The 23,326-nt window shown below is 65.2% G+C and carries 24 protein-coding genes; 2 read left to right on the forward strand and 22 right to left on the reverse strand.

Going from position 1 to position 23,326, the window contains the following annotated elements; translation table 11 throughout:
* Nucleotides 1-79 precede the first annotated feature (79 nt).
* Nucleotides 80-871, reverse strand: a complete 792-nt coding sequence (locus FHS50_RS06930; RefSeq protein ID WP_183933601.1) for a response regulator — start codon at nucleotides 869-871, stop codon at nucleotides 80-82.
* A gap of 247 nt (nucleotides 872-1,118) precedes the next feature.
* Between FHS50_RS06930 and FHS50_RS06935 the strand changes: the two genes are divergently transcribed.
* Both FHS50_RS06935 and FHS50_RS06940 read left to right on the forward strand, forming a co-directional pair.
* Nucleotides 1,119-1,337 carry a NepR family anti-sigma factor gene (locus FHS50_RS06935; protein ID WP_183933602.1) on the forward strand — a complete coding sequence of 73 codons (219 nt, stop codon included), beginning with the start codon at nucleotides 1,119-1,121 and terminating at the stop codon, nucleotides 1,335-1,337.
* Between the two features lie 15 nt (nucleotides 1,338-1,352).
* On the forward strand, nucleotides 1,353-2,891 hold the full coding sequence (locus FHS50_RS06940; protein WP_183933603.1) for a sensor histidine kinase: 1,539 nt from the start codon (nucleotides 1,353-1,355) through the stop codon (nucleotides 2,889-2,891).
* A gap of 214 nt (nucleotides 2,892-3,105) precedes the next feature.
* Here FHS50_RS06940 and tatC read toward each other — a convergent pair whose 3' ends face one another.
* The 21 genes from tatC to FHS50_RS07045 all read right to left on the reverse strand — a co-directional run bounded on the left by tatC (nucleotide 3,106) and on the right by FHS50_RS07045 (nucleotide 23,306).
* Nucleotides 3,106-3,876 (reverse strand): twin-arginine translocase subunit TatC, encoded by a 771-nt coding sequence (tatC, locus tag FHS50_RS06945; RefSeq protein ID WP_183933604.1) that lies wholly within the window; start codon nucleotides 3,874-3,876, stop codon nucleotides 3,106-3,108.
* Entirely contained in the window at nucleotides 3,873-4,235 is a 363-nt protein-coding gene (gene tatB, locus FHS50_RS06950; protein WP_183933605.1) for a Sec-independent protein translocase protein TatB, read from the reverse strand. The genes tatC and tatB overlap by 4 nt, the downstream gene beginning before the upstream one ends.
* Nucleotides 4,236-4,248: 13 nt before the next feature.
* Nucleotides 4,249-4,488 (reverse strand): twin-arginine translocase TatA/TatE family subunit, encoded by a 240-nt coding sequence (locus tag FHS50_RS10850; RefSeq protein ID WP_183933606.1) that lies wholly within the window; start codon nucleotides 4,486-4,488, stop codon nucleotides 4,249-4,251.
* A 33-nt stretch (nucleotides 4,489-4,521) separates the two neighbouring features.
* Nucleotides 4,522-5,121, reverse strand: coding sequence for an SMC-Scp complex subunit ScpB (gene scpB / locus FHS50_RS06960; protein WP_183933607.1), 600 nt, complete (start codon nucleotides 5,119-5,121; stop codon nucleotides 4,522-4,524).
* Nucleotides 5,121-5,873, reverse strand: a complete 753-nt coding sequence (locus FHS50_RS06965) for a segregation and condensation protein A (RefSeq protein WP_183933608.1) — start codon at nucleotides 5,871-5,873, stop codon at nucleotides 5,121-5,123. Before FHS50_RS06965 ends, scpB begins: the two co-directional genes overlap by 1 nt.
* A gap of 20 nt (nucleotides 5,874-5,893) precedes the next feature.
* Nucleotides 5,894-6,913 carry a beta-N-acetylhexosaminidase gene (gene nagZ, locus FHS50_RS06970; protein WP_183933609.1) on the reverse strand — a complete coding sequence of 340 codons (1,020 nt, stop codon included), beginning with the start codon at nucleotides 6,911-6,913 and terminating at the stop codon, nucleotides 5,894-5,896.
* Nucleotides 6,913-7,596, reverse strand: coding sequence for an SPOR domain-containing protein (locus FHS50_RS06975; RefSeq protein ID WP_183933610.1), 684 nt, complete (start codon nucleotides 7,594-7,596; stop codon nucleotides 6,913-6,915). Before FHS50_RS06975 ends, nagZ begins: the two co-directional genes overlap by 1 nt.
* Nucleotides 7,596-9,323, reverse strand: coding sequence for an arginine--tRNA ligase (gene argS, locus FHS50_RS06980; protein ID WP_183933611.1), 1,728 nt, complete (start codon nucleotides 9,321-9,323; stop codon nucleotides 7,596-7,598). Before argS ends, FHS50_RS06975 begins: the two co-directional genes overlap by 1 nt.
* An 83-nt stretch (nucleotides 9,324-9,406) precedes the next feature.
* Nucleotides 9,407-9,874: a D-Ala-D-Ala carboxypeptidase family metallohydrolase gene (locus tag FHS50_RS06985; protein ID WP_221184840.1), complete on the reverse strand. Its 468-nt coding sequence runs from the start codon at nucleotides 9,872-9,874 to the stop codon at nucleotides 9,407-9,409.
* A gap of 181 nt (nucleotides 9,875-10,055) precedes the next feature.
* Nucleotides 10,056-10,547 carry a hypothetical protein gene (locus FHS50_RS06990; protein ID WP_183933612.1) on the reverse strand — a complete coding sequence of 164 codons (492 nt, stop codon included), beginning with the start codon at nucleotides 10,545-10,547 and terminating at the stop codon, nucleotides 10,056-10,058.
* Nucleotides 10,544-11,188, reverse strand: a complete 645-nt coding sequence (locus FHS50_RS06995; RefSeq protein WP_183933613.1) for a Rossmann-fold NAD(P)-binding domain-containing protein — start codon at nucleotides 11,186-11,188, stop codon at nucleotides 10,544-10,546. The genes FHS50_RS06990 and FHS50_RS06995 overlap by 4 nt, the downstream gene beginning before the upstream one ends.
* Complete coding sequence (locus FHS50_RS07000; protein ID WP_183933614.1) at nucleotides 11,189-12,352, reverse strand: deoxyguanosinetriphosphate triphosphohydrolase; 1,164 nt, start codon at nucleotides 12,350-12,352, stop codon at nucleotides 11,189-11,191. It lies immediately after the preceding gene.
* On the reverse strand, nucleotides 12,352-13,953 hold the full coding sequence (locus tag FHS50_RS07005) for an SPOR domain-containing protein (protein WP_183933615.1): 1,602 nt from the start codon (nucleotides 13,951-13,953) through the stop codon (nucleotides 12,352-12,354). The genes FHS50_RS07000 and FHS50_RS07005 overlap by 1 nt, the downstream gene beginning before the upstream one ends.
* A gap of 106 nt (nucleotides 13,954-14,059) precedes the next feature.
* Nucleotides 14,060-15,523, reverse strand: a complete 1,464-nt coding sequence (ftsZ, locus tag FHS50_RS07010) for a cell division protein FtsZ (RefSeq protein ID WP_183933616.1) — start codon at nucleotides 15,521-15,523, stop codon at nucleotides 14,060-14,062.
* A gap of 166 nt (nucleotides 15,524-15,689) precedes the next feature.
* Nucleotides 15,690-16,937, reverse strand: coding sequence for a cell division protein FtsA (gene ftsA / locus FHS50_RS07015; protein ID WP_425505899.1), 1,248 nt, complete (start codon nucleotides 16,935-16,937; stop codon nucleotides 15,690-15,692).
* Nucleotides 16,934-17,797: a cell division protein FtsQ/DivIB gene (locus FHS50_RS07020; protein WP_183933618.1), complete on the reverse strand. Its 864-nt coding sequence runs from the start codon at nucleotides 17,795-17,797 to the stop codon at nucleotides 16,934-16,936. The genes ftsA and FHS50_RS07020 overlap by 4 nt, the downstream gene beginning before the upstream one ends.
* Nucleotides 17,794-18,756: a D-alanine--D-alanine ligase gene (locus FHS50_RS07025; protein ID WP_183933619.1), complete on the reverse strand. Its 963-nt coding sequence runs from the start codon at nucleotides 18,754-18,756 to the stop codon at nucleotides 17,794-17,796. The genes FHS50_RS07020 and FHS50_RS07025 overlap by 4 nt, the downstream gene beginning before the upstream one ends.
* On the reverse strand, nucleotides 18,720-19,613 hold the full coding sequence (gene murB, locus FHS50_RS07030; RefSeq protein ID WP_183933620.1) for a UDP-N-acetylmuramate dehydrogenase: 894 nt from the start codon (nucleotides 19,611-19,613) through the stop codon (nucleotides 18,720-18,722). Before murB ends, FHS50_RS07025 begins: the two co-directional genes overlap by 37 nt.
* Nucleotides 19,610-21,034: a UDP-N-acetylmuramate--L-alanine ligase gene (murC, locus tag FHS50_RS07035; RefSeq protein WP_183933621.1), complete on the reverse strand. Its 1,425-nt coding sequence runs from the start codon at nucleotides 21,032-21,034 to the stop codon at nucleotides 19,610-19,612. The genes murB and murC overlap by 4 nt, the downstream gene beginning before the upstream one ends.
* Nucleotides 21,031-22,185 carry an undecaprenyldiphospho-muramoylpentapeptide beta-N-acetylglucosaminyltransferase gene (gene murG, locus FHS50_RS07040; protein WP_246332988.1) on the reverse strand — a complete coding sequence of 385 codons (1,155 nt, stop codon included), beginning with the start codon at nucleotides 22,183-22,185 and terminating at the stop codon, nucleotides 21,031-21,033. Before murG ends, murC begins: the two co-directional genes overlap by 4 nt.
* Nucleotides 22,182-23,306, reverse strand: coding sequence for an FtsW/RodA/SpoVE family cell cycle protein (locus FHS50_RS07045; protein WP_183933936.1), 1,125 nt, complete (start codon nucleotides 23,304-23,306; stop codon nucleotides 22,182-22,184). Before FHS50_RS07045 ends, murG begins: the two co-directional genes overlap by 4 nt.
* Nucleotides 23,307-23,326: the final 20 nt, after the last annotated feature.

Genomic DNA, 23,326 nt, shown 5'->3' on the forward strand with positions numbered 1-23,326 from the left:
GTTACGCGATCATCATGACAGCGAAATGAATGTAGGTAGCCATGGCCACCTTCACAAGGATTTGCGTGCGAAAAGACCCTTAGGCGGGAACGGTGGCCGCGTCGAAGAAGAGCGCCTGGCTGATCGCCGCTTTCACGGTTGCCCTCTGGAAAGGCTTGGTGATCAGGAAGGTCGGCTCGGGACGCGAACCCGTCAGGAGACGTTCGGGGAAGGCGGTGATGAAGATCACCGGCACCTTGAAGTCCTTGAGGATGTCCTTGACCGCATCGATGCCCGAACTGTCGTCGGCGAGCTGGATGTCGGCCAGAACGAGGCTCGGCCGGTCGGCCTTGGCCTGCGCCACCGCTTCGTCGCGAGTCACCGCAACGCCCGTGACATTATGCCCCAGGTCGCGGACGATCGTCTCGATATCCATCGCGATGATCGGCTCGTCCTCGATAATGAGGACATCGGCATGGGTTTGGCGCTCGATTTCCTTGGTCGCTTCGGACACCAGCTTTTCGACATCCTCGGCGGGCACGTCGATCAGATAGGCCGTGTCCTCGTTGGAGAAGCCTTCGAGGCTGGTGAGGAGAAGCGCCTGGCGCGACAGCGGGGTGATCCGCGAAAGGCGCGCCTGCGCGATGCTTTCGGCATCGTCGCCGCCGGGCTCGCCGCTATCTTCGAGATGCGCGGTCGACCAGATGGCGTGGAACGTCCGGTAGAGACCGAGCCGGGGATCGACGTCGGAAGGAAAATCCTCGGGGCTGGCGATAATCGTTTCCAGCGTGCTGCGAACGAAATTGTCGCCATGCTGCTGGCTGCCGGTCAATGCGCGCGCATAACGACGCAGGAAAGGCAGGTGGGGGGCGAGCTTATCACCAAGCGACATACTAATCTCCTCAGGCACCGTCCGGGCTGTTTTGGGACCCTCGCGGCAATGTTTCAAGTAGGCTGGGGCCAAGTTGTTGCGCTGATGCGACCCACCCCGGCACCGCCTCGTTCGGATATGGAACAAAGCAGGCGGACTTTGGTTTCACCGCCTGAAGCCTTTGCGTTGACCTTGCTGTCGCAATGGTTTTAGTGACACGCGATTTTGCGCGCCCGCCACAGGGTTCGCGTTCGTAATGGAGCGGTTTATGGCGCGCGAGTACCCGCGCGAAGGGGAAGATGGGTTGAGTGGCAAGAAAAGTGATGAGGCTCGGCGTGCCACTTCTTCCGACGGGAAAAAGGGGACTTCGAAAAAGGCTGCACAAAGTCCGGACCCGGTGGGCCGGGCTTTGCGTTCGGTCTATGATGATACCCTTCGCGAAGAAATTCCCGATGAGTTCAAGGACCTTCTCGGCAAGCTCAGCTAGGACGGGCGTCCTTCGATGACTTCGCGCCTTGCAGCAAGCGCGGCGGCCCTTTCGACGCCGGTCAAACTGCTGCTCTACCTGACGATTGCGCTCGCGCCGATCGGGGCGCTGCTGACATGGTCCGCGGTCAGCGAGGTGCGCCAGACCCAGCGCGCAATCCTCGGCCAGGCCGATGGCAAGATGGTCAGCGCGGCCCGCGCCGTCGATGCCCTCATCGCGCGCAACGCCCTGGCGCTTCGCGTCGCGGCCAACGGCGCCTTTGCCGCCAACACCTCCGACCCCTGCACCGCGGCGGCCAAATCGCTCGAAATCACCCCCGCGCTCAGCCAGCGTTTCATCCTCACTTCCGCCGACGGCCGGCAATTGTGCAACGACAGCGAAATCGGCGAAGTGCGCCGCGGTGAGGATGTACCCGCAGGCGGAATCGCGGTCTGGCTCGCCGAAGATGGTGACGGCGTCGTCACCCGCGTCGGCGTTCCCGGCGGCAGCGCCACCAGCCTCGTACCCATCGACCAGCTGCGCGACACGGTCGAAGCCGCCGCGCCGGGCATCGACATGATGACACTCGCGGGACGCAACGGCTCGCTCACCCTCATCGGCGACGGGGCGATCATCTCGGGCGAACAGCGCACCGGCAGCAGCGACATCGCAAGCGGCCGACTGAAGGCGCATATGGCAGTCGATGTCGCCGACCTTACCGTGTCGGACCGGCTGCTCATCTTCCTTCCGGTCCTGATGTTCGCCATCGCCCTGCTCCTGAGCTGGCTCCTGATGGACCGCCTTCTCATCCGGCCCCTGCGCAAATTGCGCCGCGCGGTCGCCAATTACGATCCCGACGAACATCGCTTCGACCTGCCCGCCCGTCTCGGTCCCGCGACCGAGATCCGCGATCTCGGCGATGCCTTCGTCCACACCGTCGGCCGCATCGAACAGTCCGAGCAGGTCACTGCCAGCGCACTCGAAGGCCAGCGCAAGCTTGTGCGCGAGGTCCATCACCGGGTGAAGAACAATCTCCAGGTCGTGGCCTCTTTGCTGAACATCCATTCGCGGGGCGCCGAAGGCGGCGAAGCACAGGCCGCCTACGCGGGCATCGGCCGCCGAGTCGAGGCGCTCGCGGTTGTCCACCGCAACCATTTTGCCGAAGTCGAGGAAAGCCGCGGAATCCAGATGCGCCCCCTCGTCACCGAACTGGCGTCGAGCCTGCGGTCGAGCGCTCCCCCGGGCAGCGCCAGCTCGGCCTTCGATCTCGAACTCGACGCGGTATCGACCACGCAGGACGTGGCCGTCGCGGCGGCCTTCCTCATTACCGAGGTGGTCGAATATATCATCAACAAGAACCAGCCGACCCCGATCGAGATCAGCTTGCGCAAGGTGACCGAGCTTACCGCCCGCCTCACCATCGCCAGCGAGGCGCTGGTCGACGATGCCGATGACGACACACAGCGGCTGCAATTCGATCGCATCGTCGCGGGGTTGGCGCGGCAGCTGCGTTCGCCCCTGGACAAGCGGCTCGGCAGCTATGCCGTGGACCTCCCGATTTTCCCCGAAAATTAGAGGAAAGCGGGATCGTTACGGCCCTGTCAAAAAAAATTCACTTTTCCAAGGAACCGTCCCCGAAAAATGGGCGTTTAATCACACGGATAGTGACCTTTTGCCCCCCCGCTCTCGCTATCCAACTACATGGGCCCGGAATTGCCAACCCTCCCCCCCCCCGGTGGCGATTTCGGGCCCACTTTTTTGCCCGAAATCCCGAGAGAAATCCTTCCAGCTAAGAGAGTGCTTCGTCCTGCGAGGCGGCCTCGGCTTCGCGACGCGGCCGCGTCAGGCGGATGGCAAGGATCGCGCCCTCGTAGAGCGCATAGAGCGGTAGCGCGAGCATCACCTGGCTCACCGCGTCCGGCGGGGTCAGGATCGCGCCGAGAAGGAATGCGGCGACCAGCGCATAACGCCGCCCCCGCACCAGCTGCTCGCGCGTGACCAGACCTGCCCGCTCGAGAACGAGAATGAGGATCGGCAGTAGGAAAGCGACCCCGAAGCCGAACAGGAAGCGCGTCACGAAGGACAGGTAATTGCCCACGCCCGGCAGCGCCTCGCGCTCGACCCCGCCGATATTGCCCTCGAAGCCGAGGAGGAAATGCAGCGCCCAGGGCATCGCAATGAAATAGGCAAAGGCTGCGCCGCCCGCGAAAAAGAAGGGCGTGAGCAAGAGAAAGGGCAGGAATGCCTTCTTCTCGCGCGCATAGAGGCCCGGCGCGACAAAGCGCCACAATTGGGTCGCCAGCACCGGGAAGGTGATCATCAGCGACGCGAAGAAAGCGACCTTCATCTCCACGAAAAAGGCTTCGAACAGGTCGATGAAGACGAGCCGCCCCTGCCCTGCCTCGAGCAGGGGCTGCACCAGCATCGCGAAGATCGGCTTGGCGAAATAGAGACAGGCGAAAAAGGTCACGAACAGCGTCGCCACCACCAGCAGCAGCCTTTTTCGCAACTCGATCAGATGGTCGAGTAGCGGCGCCTTGGTATTATCGAGATCTTTCACGGAAGCTCGCGCTCCCCGGGCGGCCTTTTGTCGGCTTCCTCGTCAAGCGGAAGGCGCGTCTGACCCTTGCCATCTTCGCCATGCGGCACGTCCCCGCTTGTGCCGGGGTCGCCGCTTTCGACCTGCGGATATTTGGCCATGATGCGGGCATTCTGCTCGCGCCATTCCTTTTCCATCGCTTCCAGTTCGGCTTCGCGCATCACCGCGTCGATCCCGGCGTTGAAATGGCGGGCATAGCCGCGCACCTTGCCCACCCAGCGACCGACCGTCCGCATCGCGAGCGGCAGGTCCTTGGGTCCGATGACAAGCAGCGCGGCGATCGCCACGACAAGGATTTCGACACCGTCGACGCCGAACATCGGCCCGTCTTTCCTACCGCTGTTCGCGCTCGCGTTCGCCCGTCACTTGGGCATCGATGGCCTTGTCCTCGCGCGGCAGCTGGCGCGGCGGCGCCTGGTGATTGGCGGCCTCATCCTCGTCGGACAGGCCTTTCTTGAAGTTTTTCAAACCCTTGGCAACATCGCCCATCATGTTGGAAAAGCGGTTGCGCCCAAACAGGAGCAGCAGCAGCAATGCCAGGATAAGGATACCGGGGAGGCCGATCTGGCTCATGACTAATCTCCGAAAATGCAGTTGCCGGAGAACTTAGTCCTCTTCGTCCTCACTTGCCAGCGTCTCGTCCGATTCCAGTTCGAGTTGCAGCGCTTCTTCGTCGAGCGGATCGAGCAGCCCCGCCGCCTTGAGATCGTCGATCCCCGGCAGGTTGCGGCGGCTGCCCAGCCCGAAATGGGTGAGGAATTCGCGAGTGGTCGCATATTGCAGCGGTCGTCCCGGCGTCTCGCGCCGTCCGGCAGTGCGGACCCACTCGGCTTCCATCAGCACGTCGAGCGTCCCCTTGGAAATCTGCACACCGCGAATCGCTTCGATCTCGGCGCGGGTCACCGGCTCGTGATAAGCGATGATCGCCAGCGTCTCGGTCGCCGCCCGGCTCAACCGCCGCGGCTCCTCGCGCTCGCGTCGAAGGTGGTGCGAAAGATCGGGCGCGGTCTGGAAATGCCAGCGGCCGCCCCGCTCCACCAATTCGATGCCGCGCCCCTCATAATGTTCGGCAAGCGCGCCGAGCGCCTCTTTCACCGCGCCCTCGACCGCGAGATTTTCGCCGACATGCCCCTCGATCGCCTCCACGCTGAGCGGCTCCTCGCTGGCGAAGAGAATTGCCTCGACCGCGCGGGTGACGTCTTCCATCAGGCAGCCTTCACCCGGATATCCGAAAAGGCTTCCTCCTGCTCGAGCGCCAGCTTGCCCTGCCGCGCCAGTTCGAGCGCGGCGAGGAAGGAAGAGGCAAGACAGGACTTGCGGAAAGCGGGGTCGTCGGTCGCGGGCAGAAAGGCTTCGAGCGTGGTCCATTCGACCGCGATGCCGAGCATCTGCTGAACCCGGTGAATCGCATCCTCGAGCGTCATCACGCGCCGGTCATGGACCATGTGCACCGCGGGCTGGGTGCGCGCCCGGACGCGACCATAGGCGGCATAGAGATCGAAGGCGCTCGACTGCCAGGCCGCGCGGCGGATGAGCTTCAAACCCTCGGGCGCCCCGCGCACGAAGACATCGCGCCCCACTCGGTCCCGCGCGAGCAGGCGCGCCCCCGCATCGCGCATCGCGTCGAGCCGCATCAGCCGCTGCTGCAGGCGAAGCGCCAGTTCCTCGGGGCTGGGATCGGCTTCGGGATCCTTGGGAAGGAGAAGGCAGCTCTTGAGATAGGCCAGCCAGGCCGCCATCACGAGATAGTCGGCCGCCAGCTCGAGCTTCACTTCCTTGGCCTTCTCGACGAAAGCCAGATATTGCTCGACGAGGTCGAGGATCGAGATCTGGGTCAGATCGACCTTCTGGTTGCGCGCGAGGCTGAGCAAAAGGTCAAGCGGACCTTCCCACCCGTCTAGGTCGAGATGCAGCTGTCCCTCGCGGCTGCGTTCGCTGGCGAATAAGGGCTCCCCCATGCCGCCAGCCTAGCGCATTTTCAGGCCAGCGCCAGCAGTTCGTCGCGCTTGGCCATGCTCGCCGCAAGGTCGGGTTCGCGCTCGTCCTCGACCAGCCGTTGCCCGGCCCAGTCGAGTGCGGCTTCCATGCGCTTCACATTGGCCGCGCTGGCAGGCGGCACATGGCCCGCGATCAACTCCATCTCGTCCATCTTGCCTGAACAATGGAGCGCGCTATCGCAGCCTGCCCGCAGCACGCCCATCGCACGCGCGCCCATGTCGCCATCGAGTGCTTCCATCCCGATATCGTCGCTCATCAGCCAGCCGGTAAAACCGATGCGCCCGCGCACGATATCGCGGATCACCGTTTCGGACTGGCTGGCGGGGTGGTCGGGATCCCAGCAGCTATAGACGACATGCGCCATCATCCCCACCGGCGCCCAGTTGAGCGTCTCGAAGGGCTGGAGATCGGCATCCAATTCCGGGCCCGTCGCTTCGACCACGGGCAATTCCTTGTGGCTGTCGACCAGGGCGCGGCCATGCCCCGGGATATGCTTGACGATCCCCGACACGCCTGCCGATGCCAGCCCGTCGAGCACGGCCCGGCCCAGCGCCGCCACCTGCATCGGATCGTCACCCAGCGCGCGGTCGCCGATGATCTCGTCGGCATCGGGCTGGCGAACATCGAGAAGCGGCAGCGCATCGACATTGATCCCCACCTCGCGGAGCATGAGGCCCAGTGCACGGGCATTGACCCGCGCCGCCTCGATCGCGCTCGACGGCGCGCGGGCATAGAGTTTCGCAAAGTCGCCCATCGGCGGAAAAAGAGGCCAGGACGGCGCTTTCATCCGCGCTACCCGACCGCCTTCCTGGTCGATGAGGATAGCCAGATTGTCGCGGCCCGAAAGCGAGCGCAGATCGTCGGTCAGCCGCCGGAGCTGGTCGGGCGTCTCGCAATTGCGCGCGAAGAGGATGATCCCCTGCGGATCGGCATCCTTCAGAAAGGATCGTTCGGCGTCGGTCAGTTTGGGGCCCGAAAGCCCGTAGATCGCAGCGCGCATCAATTCACCGGAACGCAGCTTTCGCCGTCAGCCTTCAAGGCATCGCAGGCGGCCTGCGCCGCGGCCCGGTCAGGCGCCACGGCACGCAGGCGGTAGAGCTTGCGCCCGTTGACGCGCGCCTCGACGATATTCTTCTTCAGGGCCGCCACTTCGGGGAAATTGCTCGACAGCAGCACCCAGCCGGTTTCGGCCTTGGCCAGCGTCGAATAGGCCCCCAGCTGCACTTGCGGCCCGCTTGGCGCGGCGGCGGCGGGAGCAGCGGGTTCGGGCTCGCTCGGCGCGGCGCGCGGAGCGGGCTTGGGCGGTGCCGGCGCGGGTTCCTTGACCGCGATTACCGGTGCCTCGACCAGCTTCTCCTCGTCGATCCGCGCATCGGGCTCCTCGCCCGCCGAGGTGGCGAAGGCGGTTTCGCTGTCGCCGTCGACGTCGAGACCGCCCGGATCGTCGGGCTTGACCTTGATCGGCGTGTCGGGCGCGGCGATGAGTTCGGGAGCCCCGCCCACCGTTTCGTCATTGCGCCCGAGCCAGAACATGGTCGCGGCAACCAGACCCATGGCGACCAGGACGACCGCGATGAAGGCGGTCATCTTGCCGGCGCTGATCGCGCGCGGCGCATCCTCGTCGTCGACCGCTTCCAGCCAGGGAAGCCGATCCTCGTCATAGCCCGTCCGCGTCTCGACCATCAGCGCATCTCCTCGGCGGCCTCGACCCCCATGATCTTGAGCCCGTTGCGAAGAACCTGCCCGATGCCGCGCGCCAATGCCAGACGCGATCTGCTCACTTCGGGATTGTCCTCGATGAGGAAGCGTTTTTCGGGATGGTCGTTACCGCGATTCCACGCCGCATGCAGCGCCGCGGCAAGGTCGTAGAGATAGAAGGCGATGCGGTGCGGCTCATGCGCTAGCGCGGCCTGCTCGACGATGCGCGGGAATTGCGCGGCCTTCTGCACCAGAGCCAGTTCCTCGCCGTCGAGCAGCGAAAGGTCGGCTTCGCCCTTGTCGAGCCCCAGAGCCTTGGCCTTGCGATGCAGGGACGAAATGCGCGCATGGGCATATTGGACATAGAAGACCGGATTGTCCTTCGAAGCCTCGACCACCTTGGCAAAGTCGAATTCGAGCATCGCGTCGGCCTTGCGGGTGAGCATCATGAAGCGCACCACGTCCTTGCCCACTTCGCGCACCACGTCGGCCAGCGTGACGAAATTGCCCGACCGCTTGGACATCTTGATCGGTTCGCCCGCGCGCATCAGCTTGACCATCTGGACGAGCTTGACGTCGAGATCGACCTTGCCGTCGGTGAGCGCGGTGACCGCCGACTGGACGCGCTTCACCGTCCCGGCATGATCGGCGCCCCAGATGTTGACGAGATGATCGACCCCTTTCGCCTTCTGGAGGTGATAGGCGGCATCGGCGCCGAAATAGGTCCAGCTGCCGTCCGACTTCTTCATCGGCCGGTCCTGGTCGTCGCCGAAGCGGGTCGAGCGGAACAGCGTCAGTTCGACCGGTTCCCAATCGTCGGGAACCTCGCCCTTGGGCGGCTCCAGCGTGCCTTCATAGACCAGCCCCTTGTCCATGAGCGTGCGCATCGCCTCGTCGACCTTGCCCGCTTCCTGCAGTTCGGCTTCGGACGCGAAGACGTCGTGATGGATGCCGAGCAGCGCGAGGTCCACGCGGATGAGATCCATCATCGCGGCGACGGTGCGCTTCTTGAACAGGGGCAGCCACTCGCTCTCGGCCTTGCCCACCCAGCGGTCGCCATATTCCTCGGCGAGCATCGCGCCGACGGGCTTCAGATAGTCACCGGGATAAAGGCCCTCGGGGATCTCGCCCACGTCCTCGCCCAATGCCTCGCGGTAACGCAGGTGCGCCGAGCGGGCGAGCGTATCGACCTGGCTGCCTGCATCGTTGACATAATATTCGCGCACCACGCGATAGCCCGCCCATTCGAGCAGGCTCGCCAGCGCATCGCCCACCACCGCGCCGCGGCAATGGCCCATGTGCATCGGGCCGGTCGGATTGGCCGAGACATATTCGATATTGACCGCTTCGCCCTCACCGGTGCGGCTGCGCCCGTAATCGGCACCGGCGGCATGGATCGCCGCCAGTTCGTCGCGCCACGCGACCTCGTCGAGGCGGATGTTGATGAAGCCCGGCCCGGCGATCTCGACCGCGGTCACGCCCTCTACCTTCTCCAGCCGCGAAGCGATCTCGCCCGCAAGCGCGCGCGGATTGGTCCCGGCGGGCTTGGCCAGCACCATCGCCGCATTGGTGGCAAGGTCGCCATGCGAGGCATCGCGCGGCGGCTCGACCGAGACATTCTTGCGCGGCAGGTCGGCAGGCAGCGTCCCCGCGGCGGTCAGGTCATCGAGAATGGCGTCCAGCGCGGTGGCGAAACGGGCATAAAGCGACATGGATTTTTCCAAAGCGATTCAAGGTCAGGCGCGCCTCTAGCGCAGCCCTCGCCATTCGTCACCCGTGCAAAGAGATGGAAGCTTCAGCGTCCCGACGACGGCGGCGTGATGATCCGCCATTTGGTCGGTTCGTTCCCGCCGACGATCTGCACGCTGGGCCGCGGCGCCAGCGGGTCGCCGAAGGCGAAATGGCTATGATCGCCTTCGTCGAGGCTTTCGATCAGCCGGTATCCCGCACGGCGATAGGCGGCATCGATCTGGCCATGGGTCACGCCTGCCCGCCGCGCGATGTCGATCGCCCGGCCACGGATGTGATGGCTGTTGGGAACCCCGCCAACGCGCCGGTTATGCTCGGGGCTTCGGCGCAGGCTCGTCACGCGGCCATATTGTCCGCCAAGACTGGCCACCGCACCAAGGTCGAATGCCGCCGGAATGGGCGCAAGGGCGGGATCGACATATTCGGGTCGCCCGACCAGGCGAATGCCCCAGTCGGTCTCCACCTTCTTGTCCGTTTCGCTTGCCGCCGCCAGCATCGCCAATGCCATAAACATCTTCGCTGCCCCTTCCGCAAAAGACCCCGCCGTATAACATAAGTTAAACGAGTCGTTCAAACCTAGGAATTAATCGTCCGAAAACAGAACGGTGTGCCGCTTGGAGGCGACCGTTGGCATCATGAAAGTTTTTCCGCTCCAGAATAGTTGTGTGGGCAAAATGTACGAAAAATCCCCTTTTTTATAGGTCGTCGGGGTCGAAATCACCGCTCCACTCGCCCTCGCGCTGGCGCCGATCGGCGTCGTCGGCACGCCACTGTCGCTCGAACCACCAGAAGGCGAGGCCCGTCGCCGCCCCGATCAGCGTACCCGGTCCCAGGGGATCGATTCCCCCCGGCGTCCCCCATCTCCCGGTAGTGAGGATCAGCACGCCCGCGACCAGCAGATTGCCCGCGATCGCTCCCATCACGACCGCCGCCAGCGGAAGCCATGGCGCACGAAAGTCGCCGCCCACCGCGCGCGCGGCGGGCAATCCGAAAAGAAGAAGCCCCAGCGCGGCGACCGGAACGATGAAGGCACCATAGACCAATATCATGAGGGGCAGCGCCCAGGCCGGTCCGCTCGGTACCATGTCGCGCGCCACCAGCAACATTCCCCACAGGAACAGTCCCAGATAGGAACCGAAGATCGCGCCCATGATGATCGGACGTCGCGCCGAGAAGGGCCGGATCATTCCCCCAGCGCCTTCAACTCGCGATTGTGATGGATGAAGACGCCGCCACCGGCCTTGCCCACCAGCGCCGCGACGGCGCGCGCGACCTGCTCGGCATCGATTGCCTGATATTTCTCCAACGGTCCGCGCAGCAGGAGGTTGAGCAGCGGCGAAATGAGAATGCCGAACCGTTCGCCCGGTCTGCGGTCGCTTCCCCGCTTTCCACGCAAAAGGCCGGGCCTCACGACATCGACCCGCTCGAACCCGAGCTTGCGCACATCGGCTTCCATCCGACCCTTGATCGCAAGATAGCGATTGCGACTGTCGGCATCGGCGAGCGCCGAGGAGATCACGATCAGTTGCCGCGCGCCTGCGCGTCGCGCTCCTTCCGCAAAGCTGGTCACTCCATGACGGTCGATCGCCTCGAACTTCTCCCAGTCGCGCACCTTCGCCCATGTCGTCCCGATCGCCGCGATGGCGACATCAACTCCGTCGCCTTCGAGCAGCCCGGGCCAATCCTCGATCGGCCCGACCTTCTCGCGATGATGCGGCATGAAAGGCAGACTTTCTCGCCGTCCCAGCGTCAGGAGATCGTGCCGGGCAAGCATGGGCACCAGCGACCGGCCGATCAGGCCCGTTGCGCCGATGAGTGCGATCCGCACCTAGAACCGGTCCGGAAGGTCCACCGGCCCGATCCACTCCTCGTGGCGGCGGATGGCGAAAGTGTCGGTCATGCCTGCAATATAATCGCCAATTCCGCGCAGCAAAGCTTCCTCGCCCTCGCCGCGCTGCCAGCCCTTGGGAAGCAGTCCCGGCTCGTCCTTCAACTTCTGTGCCAGGTCGCCCACGATCCGCTGTGCCTCGACGCGGATGGGCCGCAGCGCCTCGCTATCGTAGAGATGCGCGTAAAGATGGCGCTTCAGCTGCCGCTCCTGCGCTTCCATCTCGGGTGAGAAACCCGCCAGCTGGCGACCCGCGGCCCGGACATCGTCCAGCGTCTCGACGCCCGCTTCACGCACCCGCCGCTTCGTTTCGGTCAGCACGTCGCTCACCATCGTTCCGATCATGTCGCGGACCAATGCCGCCTGCTTGCGGGGCGGCGCGATGCCCGGATGGCGCGCCTCGATCGCATCCCAGTGCCGTTTTACCAGCGGCACTCCTTCGACCAGCGCCTCAAGATCGAGAATGCCCGCCCGCAACCCGTCGTCCACGTCATGATTGTCATAGGCGATATCGTCGGCAATCGCCGCGACCTGCGCTTCGAGCGAGGGCCAGCTTCCCAATTCCAGCCCGTGCCCGGCGTCGGCCTCGGCCATCGCCCAGCTCGGCTGCGAAATCGGGCCATTATGCTTGGCCAGCCCCTCGAGCATTTCCCAGGTGAGATTGAGCCCGTCGAAGCCCGGATAAGGCGTCTCGAGCAGCGTCACCAACCGAAGCGAATGGGCATTATGGTCAAAGCCCCCCGCGCTCTCCAGTTCGCGCTCGAGTGCATCCTCGCCGCCATGGCCGAACGGCGGATGGCCAAGGTCGTGCGCGAGGCACAGCGCCTCGGTCAGATCCTCGTTGAGCCCCAGCGTGCGCGCCATCGCCCTGCCGATCTGCGCGACTTCGAGGCTGTGGGTCAGGCGGACGCGGAAATGGTCGCCATCGGGCGCGGCGAAAACCTGCGTCTTGTGACGCAAGCGGCGAAAGGCCACCGAATGGATGATCCGGTCGCGATCACGCTGGAAGGCATCGCGCGGGCCGCGCGGGCCGCGATCATCCTCGCAATGCCGACGGCCGCGCGATCGTGCGGGATCCGCGGCCAGTGCCCCCAGCGCGCGCATCAACTCCCGATTTTCTCGATCCGGAGCAGCGCGGGGCGCCGTTGCCATGTAAAACTGTCGACACCCTCGGCGCGCAGCTTGTTGACCATTTCCTGCGCTTCGTCATCGGACCGGAAAGGCCCGACCAGCAGGCGGAAGAAATCGACCCCCTGCGTGACATGGCCGGTCTGGCCATTGAGAACATTGCCTGCCTGCCGCGAAATCCGCCGCCATTCATAGGGCATGGCGTCCTTGCGCGATCCGCCCGCCAGCTGCACCCAATAGGTGCCCGCCACCCCGATATCGGGCTGCGGTGCGGGCTGCGGCGCAGCGCGTTGCGGTTCCGCGCGCGGCGCCTCGAAGCGCGGGCGCGGCGCGGGCGGCGGCTCGTAGCGCGGACGCGGCGCAGGCGGGACTTCGGTGCGCGGCTGCGAACCCTGCGCGGGGAGCCGTTCGAGCGCCTCGTCGATCCCCGCTAGTCGCGACGAGGCCGGACGCCGCGGCTCCTGCCGCTCGGCAGGAGGCAGGGAGACGCTCTCGACGCGCGAATGCTGCGCCGCGGCAGCAGCCGAGGGCAGCGTGAAATCGCTCAGGCCCGGAGAGGGCGCGTTTTGGTTGTTCTCGGGCTCGGCCCTGTCCACGTCATCGTCGGGGTCGGGGTTGATCTCGACCAGCTTGACGCGCCGGTCGGGGCCATGCGGCGTGGGCCGCTCGGCGACCACCTGGCGGAAGCGGCGAACCCGCCGACCATCTTCCTGGTCGGCGCTGCGCTGGGCTTCGGGTGCCGGACGCGGCTCGGGCCGCGATACATTCTCGGCGACGCTGCGCTGGGGCACCGTGCGCGCCTGCGGCGTCGGCACGCGCGAGGAAAGTTGGATTTGATCGTCGCTCGGGAACCGGCCGAGGTGCACCGCGGCCGCCTTTTGCGGCACCGCGATGATGCCGAGCTTGCGAATGAAGGGATCGATGCGATCGGCCGTGCCGGGCATCGCGCTGTCGAAAGCGCGCCGTGCACCGTCGAGATCGCCCGTCAGCGCCAGCACGAAGGCGCGCCCGCGCTGCGCGGCGGGATCGCCGGCATCGAGCAGCGGCTTCAGGAATGCGAGCGCCGCGGTACGGTCACCCTGCATCGCCAGATTGAGCGCGAGGCGGCGGCGCGCCTGCGCGTCGCGATGGGTGCCAAGCCCCTTGCGATAATCGGCCTCGGCAGCCTTCAACTGGCCGATGAGGTCATAGGCAAGGCCGCGATCGACCCCGAACTGCGCGGGCGAGGCGCCCAGCCGCTCGGCCGCCGCGAAATAGGCGAGCGCCCGTTCGGCTTCGCCATTCTCGGCCATCACCGCGCCCATCCCCGCCTGCGGGCGCGGATCGTTGGGATTGACGTCGGCGGCGCGGCCGAAAAAGCCCCCCGCCGCGGGATAGTCGCCCAGATCGAGCGAGGCATAGCCGGCCGCGACCAGCGCCTCCATGTCATTGGGACGCGAATTGAGCGTCTGGAGCTGGCGCTTCAACACGTCGGCGGGCGGTTCGCCACTATGTTGAGCGGAAGCGGGCATGGCCACGGCAAGAGCCGTCGCCGCGAGCGCGCTGGTCAGGGCGTTTTTGAGGATACGGGTCTGCATATTGCTCCCATGCCAGACCTCGCCTGTCTTTCACCTGTCCGAAGAGACGCGGCGCGACAGGACGTTGCCGGCGAACGGTGAATGACCGGTCGCCGGCGTTAACTGCCTATTGGTTATTCTGCCGGTTAAGAAAACGCGGAATATCAAGAGGTTCGCGGCGTAGGCTCGGCCCCTCGCCCGAACCCGATTCGCCCGCTCCCGAACCGCGCGCGATGTTGGACATGCGCTCGAACAGCGTGCCCCCCGCGGCCTTGCCCGTGTCGGCATCCTTGCCGCCCTCGTCGCGCTCGGCGCTGCCTTCGGAGGTGACGACATCGTCATTGTCACTCGGCACGAACGGCGGCTTGGTGACGGGCGTGGTCAGCACTTCCTCATTGTCGAGAAGCAGTTCGTCGCCCGCTTCGTCCTCGGCAGTGAGGTCGAGGAGATCGTCGCCCTCGTCACTGCCCTCGTCGTCCTGCTGCACCGTGGGCGCGGTCGGCGCCGGGGTCTCGGTGACGGGCGCGGCGCTCGTCGGGGTCGCGGGCTTGGCGCTCGGGAAGGTGAAGACCTTGCCCGCCTGCCCGCTTGCCTGGGTGGTGCCGCCCGCGGGCATCACGCCTTCCTCGCCGTCGATACCCGTGGCGACCACGCTCACGCGGATCTTGCCGTCGAGGCTGTCGTTGAAGGCCGAACCCCAGATGATGTTGGCATCGTCGTCAACCAGTTCCTTGATGTGGCTGGCCGCTTCGTCGACTTCCATCAGCTTCATGTCCATGCCGCCGGTGATCGAGATGATGACGCCCTTGGCGCCCTTCATGCTCACCCCGTCGAGCAGCGGGTTGGAAATGGCCTTTTCGGCGGCTTCGATGGCGCGATTGTCGCCCTCGGCCTCGCCGGTGCCCATCATCGCCTTGCCCATCTCGCCCATCACCGACCGCACGTCGGCAAAGTCGAGGTTGATGAGGCCCGGCATGACCATAAGGTCGGTGATCCCGCGCACGCCCTGCTGCAGCACCTCGTCGGCCATCTCGAAGGCCTCCTTGAAGGTGGTGTCGGCATTGGCGAGGCGGAAGAGATTCTGGTTGGGAATGACGATCAGCGTGTCGACATGCTGCTGCAGTTCCTCGATGCCGCTGTCGGCCGAACGCATCCGGCGCGCACCTTCGAAGGCGAAGGGCTTGGTCACCACGCCGACGGTCAGGATACCCTTGTTGCGAGCGGTCTTGGCGATCACCGGCGCAGCGCCGGTACCGGTTCCGCCGCCCATCCCCGCAGCGATGAAGCACATGTGTGCCCCCTCGAGCGCCGCTTCGATTTCCTCGAGCGTTTCCTCGGCGGCGGCACGGCCGATCTCGGGCCGCGAACCCGCACCCAGACCCTGGGTGATCTTGAGGCCAAGCTGGATGCGCGTATCGGCATCGGAGGCATTGAGCGCCTGCGCATCGGTATTGGCGACGAGGAATTCGACGCCCTGGACATCGGCGCGGATCATGTTGGCGACCGCATTGCCACCGGCGCCGCCGACCCCGATCACGCTGATTCTGGGACGAAGTTCATCGACTTCCGGACGCATCAGATCAATGCTCATGATTGGCCCCCTGACCTCACTACTGGTTCAACACTTGCTGCGAATCCTTGCACAGCCCGATGCACCGCCCAAGCAAAAAGTTAACGCGGGCCCAAAAAAGTTAGGATTTGATTCAATATAGGACAATTGCTGAGTCTTTCGCGCAACAAATGCCTGCAATCCGGACCTAATAACCTTCCTTGAGCGCGCGGATGAGGCGCGACAACAGGCCCCCGCTGCGCGCCGTGCGCGCCGCTTCCTTTAGCGCGATGTCATGCAATCCGTCGTCGCCCTTGGCTGCCATCAGCGCAAGGCCGATGAGCGTCGCCGAAGCCGGCCCCGACAGCGCATCGGGAAGCCCGGGCAGCCCGCGCGGCCGTCCGACCCGAACCTGCCGACCCAGCACCCCGCCCATATAGTCATCGACATTCTTGAGCTCGGCCCCGCCGCCGGTCACCACGACCTGCCGCCCGACCGGCCCCGAAAAGCCAAGGCTCCGCAGCGCCGCATCGACTTCGTTGCAGATTTCCTCGGTGCGCTGGCGGATGACGGTGACGAGCTGCGCGCGGGTGATGCGCATCGGCTCGCCCGAGGCGCCGACCTGCGCATCGATCATCTCGTGATTGTCGCGCGGGCTCTGCATCGCCGAGCCATAGAAACATTTCATCCGCTCGGCATCGCGGCGCGGCACGCCGAATGCCATCGCGATATCCTCGGTGACATCGCGCGCGCCAAGCGGGATCGAACGCAGTCCGACCAGCATTCCCCCCGCATGGAGCGAGACATTGGTGACATCGGCACCAAGTTCGACCAGCGCGACGCCGAGGTCGCGCTCGTCCTCGGTAAGGACGGCCTCGGCCGAGGCGGCGGTCGAAGCGACGATGGCGCGGACGCCAAGATGCGCCGATCGGATGACATAATCGAGGTTGCGCAAAGGCGCCTCGTCGGCGGCAATCACATGGATATCGACCCCCAGTCGTCCGGCATGGAGCCCGCGCGGGTTCTTGACGCCCTGCACACCATCGATGGTGTAAAGCGCGGGATGGGCATGGAGAACGACCTGCCCTTCGCGGTCGATCGCCGCGCGCCCCGCCGCCAGGAGTTCGGCGATGTCGCTTTCCTCGACCGGATGGCCGCCCAGTTCGACTTCGACATTCGCGACGTCGCTGACCAGTCCGCCCGCGGCAAATCCCGCCCAGACCTCATCGACGGTCACTCCGCTCATCCGCTCGGCAAGATCGACCGCCTCGCGAACCGCCACCTCGGAGATTTCCATGTCGGTGATATAGCCGCGCTTGACGCCCTTGGACTCGCGCTGCCCCGATCCCAGCACCTTGATCGCGCCGTCATCATCCTTCTGGACGACCAGCGCGGAGACCTTGGACGAACCGATGTCGAGCGCGGCAATGGGCGCTTCGCCGAGCGCAGCCATCAGGCGCCTCCCCCGTCGCGCAATTCCTCGACCGGCCCCGGCATCCGCGCGATCGCCTGGCCCGGAATGCGCAGGTCGTAGCGCTTCACCCCGAGGCCCAGGAGCGGATTGGCACGATCGTTCTTCATGAAGCTCGCAAGCGCCTCGGACGCGGCTTTCTCGCCTTCGGGAAGGACGAGGATTTCCCCGCTCGTCACATTGAGGTCCCAGCGCCGCCGCCCGACCCAGCGCGCCGAGGCAAGCTGGCTCTTGAGCGCGGGCTCGCGGTCGAGGATCCGCGCCAGCTGGGCATAGTTGGCGGGCGCGCCGGGGCCGAGCAGAAGCGGCAGGTCGGGCATCTCGCTGATCGGCACCCGGTCGAGGATCCTGCCCTCTGCATCGATCAGCATCAGCCGCCCGTCGTCCTGCCACAGCGCGGCAGGCTCGCGCTCGACGATGTCGATCACCAGCGTGTCGGGATAGCGGCGCGACACGCGCGCATCATGCACCCAGCCGAAATCGAGCAGGCGGCGCCGCACGTCCGAGGTATCGACCAGCGGCAGGGCGGTGGTGCGCTGGTTGAGCGCGATGCGATAGACGGGTTCGGGATCCATCCGCTCGATGCCCTGAACATCGACGCTCTTCACGCGAAAGCCCATCGAGCCCACGCCTTCCCCGGCCGCCCGAGCGGCCTTGCCGGGCAGGTCGAGCGCGAAGAGAATGGCGATGCCGATGACCGCGGCAAAGGCGAAGAATGCGAAACGGGCAACCCTGTCGGCTCCTGCCTGCGCGCCGCCGGCGGCATTCTTGCGCGGAGCGGCCTTGCGGGTCCGCCGCGCGCTTCGCCGCTTGGGGGCACTGCGTTTCACATGCTTGGCGCTCATCGCGAAAGCGCCTCCGCGATGATCTTCTCGACGAGTTCGCCATAGCTCATCCCGATCGCGCGCGCCTGTTCGGGCACGAGGCTGAGCGGGGTCATGCCGGGTTGGGTATTGGTCTCGAGAAGGAAGATGCCGTCCATGCCCTTTTCGTCGTCCCAGCGGAAATCGGAGCGCGACACGCCCTTGCAACCAAGAATGCGATGCGCTTCGACGGCATGTGCTTTCATCGCCTCGGCGACGTCGTCGGGGATGTGCGCGGGGCAGATATGGTCGGTCTTCCCGTCGGTATATTTGGCCTCATAGTCGTAAAAGCCCGCCTTGGGCTTCAATTCGGTGACGCAAAAGGCTTCTTCGCCCAGCACCGAAACGGTGAGTTCGCGTCCCTCGATGAAGGTCTCGGCCAAAAGCCGGTCGAACTTCTGCCACGGACCCTCGGCCTTGGCCGAAATCGGATGGCCGACATTGCTGTCCTCGGTGACGATCGCGATGCCGACGCTCGACCCCTCGTTGACGGGCTTGAGGACGAAAGGACGAGGAAGGGGATCGCCTTCGAAAAGCGAAGCGCTTTCGACCACTTTTCCGGGCGGCATCGGAATGCCATGCGGTTCGAGCACCGCCTTGGTGAGCTGCTTGTCGATCGCCACCGCCGAGGTGGTCACGCCCGAGTGGGTGTAGCGGATGCCCATGATGTCCATCAGGCCCTGCACGCTGCCATCCTCGCCCGGCGTGCCGTGCAGCGCGTTGAAGACGACATCGGGGCGCAGTTCGGCAAGTTTCGCGGCTATGTCGCGGTCCATGTCGAGCGCGGTGACATTCTTCCATCCGCGCTCCTCGAGCGCTGCGACCACTCCCTTGCCGCTCATCAAGGAGACTTCGCGCTCGGCGGACCAACCGCCCATCAGAACGACGACAATGAGATCCTTGTTCACCCGGATTTCCGTCCTACCCGCTGGATTTCCCATTCCAGTTCCACGCCCGAATGGGCCTTCACCTTGTCGCGAACATCCTCGCCCAACTGCTCGATGTCGCTTGCCGAAGCGTTACCGAGATTGATGAGGAAGTTGCAATGTTTCTCCGACACCTGCGCGTCGCCGCGGGTGAGGCCGCGGCATCCTGCCGCGTCGACATGCTCCCAGGCCTTCCCACCCTCGGGATTCTTGAAGGTCGAACCGCCGGTGCGGGTGCGGACCGGCTGCGAATTCTCGCGCGCTTCCTGGATGCGGTCCATCTCGGCCTGGATCGCCTCGGGCTTTTCGGGATGGCCGCGAAAGGTCGCCGACAGGACGATCGCGCCCTCGGGCAGTTCGCTGTGCCGATAGCTGTAGCCCAGCTCCTCGTTCGACAGCGTGCGCACGCTTCCGTCGCGCAGCAGCACCTCGGCCTCGATGAGGATTTCGCAGGTCTCGCGCCCATAGGCGCCGCCATTCATGCGGACGAAACCGCCCACCGTGCCCGGTATCGAGCGCAGGAATTCCAGCCCGCCGATCCCCGCATCGCGCGCCGCCGAGGACACGAGAACGCCATGCGCTCCGCCTCCGCATTTGAGCGTCACATCGTCCAGCTTCTCGACCGAGGCGAAGGCCTTGCCGAGCTTCACCACCACGCCCTCGACCCCGCCATCGCGGATGATCATGTTCGACCCGAGGCCCAGCGCCATCACCGGCATGGTCTCGGGTATCGAAGCGATGAATTCGACAAGATCGTCACGGTCGGCAGGCTCGAACAGCCAGTCGGCATGACCGCCGGCCTTGAACCAGACAAGCTTCGCCAGCGGCGCATCCTTCTTCAACTTGCCTCGAACGGAGGGCATTTCAGTCATTTCGAAACACGCGCCTTCCTGATTCCATCGGCCAGCCCCGCGGCCCAGCGGGTGATGTCGCCCGCGCCCATGCACAGGACCAGGTCGCCCTCGGCGGCAATGTCGCGAAGCGCTTCGGCCAGATCCTCCTCGTCCTTCACCGTGCGCACCATGCGGTGCCCGCGTGCGCGCAGGCCATCGGCCAGCGCCTCGGCGTCGATCCCCTCGATCGGCTCCTCCCCCGCGGCATAGACGGGCGTGATCATCACGATATCGGCTTCGTTGAAAGCGGTCTGGAACTCGTCCATCAAATCGTGAAGACGGCTGTAGCGGTGCGGCTGCGCCACAGCGATCACCCGCCCGCCATCGCTGTCCGACACCGCTTCGCGCGCCGCGCTCAACACCGCGCGGATCTCGACCGGGTGATGGGCATAATCATCGATGATGATCGCGCCATCGACTTCGCCGACGCGGGTGAAACGCCGCTTCACGCCGTCGAAGTCGGCAAAGCCCTGCGTGACCGCTTCGTCGCTCATCCCCAGTTCGAGCCCGACCGCGATCGCGGCAAGCGCATTCTGGACATTATGCCGCCCGGGCATGGGCAGGAAGACATCGCGAAGCGTACGGCTCTCGCCGTCGCGATCGGTGATCACCACGTCGAAACGGCTGCCGCCATTTTCGGACCGCACATTGTCGGCGCGGATATCGGCGGCGGCCGAAAAACCATAGGTCTGGATGCGCCGGTCCTGGATGCGGCTGAGGACATTCTGCACCTCGGGATGGTCGATGCACATCACCGCGAGACCGTAGAAAGGCACATTCTCGATGAACTGGCAGAAAGCGTCCTTGACCTTGTCGAACCCGCCATAATGCTCGAGATGCTCGGGATCGATATTGGTCACCACCGCGACCGTGCCGTCGAGCCGCAGGAAGCTGCCATCGGACTCGTCGGCCTCGACCACCATCCAGTCCGATTTGCCCAACCGCGCATTCGAACCGTAGCGATTGATGATCCCGCCATTGATGACGGTGGGCTCGATCCCGCCATGGTCGAGCATCGCCGCGATCATCGAGGTGGTGGTGGTCTTGCCATGGGTGCCCGCGACCGCGATGGTCGCCTGCATCCGCATCAGTTCGGCCAGCATCTCGCTTCGCTTGACCAGCGGCAGGCGCTTCTCGATCGCCGCCTCGACTTCGGGATTGCCGCGCGAAATGGCGGTCGAACAGACAACCACCGCGGCATCGCCGAGATTGTCCCGGTCATGCCCGATCTTCACCTCGATCCCCTTGGACCGCAATTTCTCGACCGTCGGCCCTTCCTTCATGTCGCTGCCCTGGACCTGGTAACCCAGTTCGCACATCACCTCGGCGATCCCCGACATGCCGATCCCGCCGATGCCGACGAAATGGATGATCCCGATGTCGCGCCCCAGGGCCTTCATGCGGGCACCCCCATCCCGCCGGTTCGCGGAGCGGGGCGCTGCGCGCGAACGGGATCGGTGGGCATTGGATTGTCCCCCGCCGCAACCCGCTCGACCAGGTCGGCCAGTTCGGACGCGGCATGGGGCTTGCCGATCGCGAGCGAGCGCTGCGCGGCGTTGGCAAGCGCCTGCGGATCGGAACAGATTTCGGCGACCTGCGCGGCCAGCGTCTCGGCGGTGAAATTCTCCTGCCGGATCATCCGCGCTCCCCCGCCCTCGGCCATGTCCATGGCATTATAAGTCTGGTGATTGTCGGTCGCACTCGGCAGCGGCACGAGAATCGCGGGCCGACCGGCGACGGTCAGTTCGGCGATGGTCGAGGCACCCGCACGGGCGATCACCAGATGGGCATCGCCGATCCGGCCCGGCATGTCTTCGATATAGGTCATGGTCTCCGCGGGAATATCGAGGTCGACATAGGCCTGTCGGACATCGTCGATATCCTCGGGTCGGCACTGTTGAACAATATTCAAGCGGTGCTTGAGTTCCTCGGGAAGCCGCCCCATCGCCGCTGGCACGACCTCGCCCAGCACGCGCGCGCCCTGGCTCCCGCCGGTCACGAGAATATGCAGCGGGCTGCTTTCGTCGAAGGCCGGAAAGGGAATTTCGCCCAGCCGCTGGATTTCGGCGCGGACCGGATTGCCGACCAGTACCGCCTTGCCCTGGTCCTTCAGCCGCTGGACCTTGCGATAGGCAGTGGCGACCGCCTTGGCCTTGCCCGCCAGCGCACGATTGACGCGTCCGAGCACCGCATTCTGCTCGTGCAGCAGCGTCGGGATGCCGCGCCGCTGCGCCGCCAGCAACGACGGCAGGGCCGGATAGCCGCCAAAGCCCACCACCACGTCGGGCGGATAGCTTTCGTAAAGTTCGCTGGCCGCGCGCGTGCCCTTGTAGACGTTCCAGATCGTCCGGATCATGCCGAGCGGCCCGCCCTGCAGGCGCCCGGCGGGAAGCACATGGGTCTCGACATCGTCGAAGATCGCGGGGATGCCCGCGCCGCGCTGGTCGGTGACCAGCATCACGCCATGCCCGCGCCGCTTCAGTTCATCGGCCAGCGCATGCGCCGGGATCATGTGACCGCCGGTTCCGCCCGCTGCGAGGATGACATTCATGATCCGCTCCATTTGACCACATAGGGTGACCGGTTGAGATAAGGGTTCGCACGCGTGAAGGCGAGCAGCAATCCGATCATGATCGACAAGGCCAGCATGGAGGAACCGCCGTAGGAAATGAAGGGCAGCGTCATGCCCTTCGACGGCGCGATCTGGACGTTGACCGCCATGTTGATGAAGGCCTGCAGCCCGAACATCATCGCCAGCCCCGATGCCGCGAGAATGGCAAAGGGATCTTCCTCGTCGAGCAGCCGCACCAGCACCCGCGCCATGATCCCAAGATAGAGAAGCGCGATGACCAGGCAGGCAATCAGCCCGAATTCCTCGCCGATCACCGAGAAGATATAATCGGTATGCGGTTCGGGCAGGGTGAATTTGAAGCGTCCTGCGCCGGGCCCCATGCCGAACAGCCCGCCCGCGGTCAGCGTGCGCATCGCATTCTGCGTCTGGAAATTGTCGCCCTCGCCGAAAAGGAAGGCATCGATGCGCGTCTGCGCGACATCATAGAAGAAATAGGCCAGAATGATCCCGACCAGCGCGGCCACGCCCATCGCGCCCAACAGGCGCATATTGGCCCCGGCCAGCGCGAACATCCCCGCCCAGACCGCGCCGAAGATGATCGTCGATCCGAAATCGGGTTGCGCCATCAGGAGCACCGCGACCGCCCCGAACATCGCAGCCGAAATCAGCCCGGTCGGCAGCCCCTTGTCCTTCAGGCTGAACAGCCATGCCAGCGCGACGACATAGAAGGGCTTCAGAAACTCCGACGGCTGGAAGCGCGAGATGCCGAGGTCGATCCAGCGCTGCGCGCCATTGGTCTCCGATCCGATGAAAGGCACGAGAAGCAGCGCGACGAAAGCCACCCCCGCCCCGACGAGGCTCAACCGCCGCGCCATGTCGCGGTTCATCATCGAGATGAACAACATGATCGGGATCGACAGGGTGATCCAGGCGATCTGCCGGTAGAAGAAATAGAGTTCGGGGACCTTTACCGCTCCGCCTGACAGGCGCCGCGCGCCCGCCGGACTGGCCGCGGCGACCGCAATGAGCCCGATGCCGATCAGCATCGCGATCATCAGGAGGAGCACCTTGTCCACTTCCCAGAACCAGCGCCCCATCATCGAGCGGTCGGCGCGCCCGT

Origin of the sequence: Sphingomicrobium lutaoense (assembly GCF_014195685.1) — a bacterium.
GTDB classification, from domain to species: domain Bacteria; phylum Pseudomonadota; class Alphaproteobacteria; order Sphingomonadales; family Sphingomonadaceae; genus Sphingomicrobium; species Sphingomicrobium lutaoense.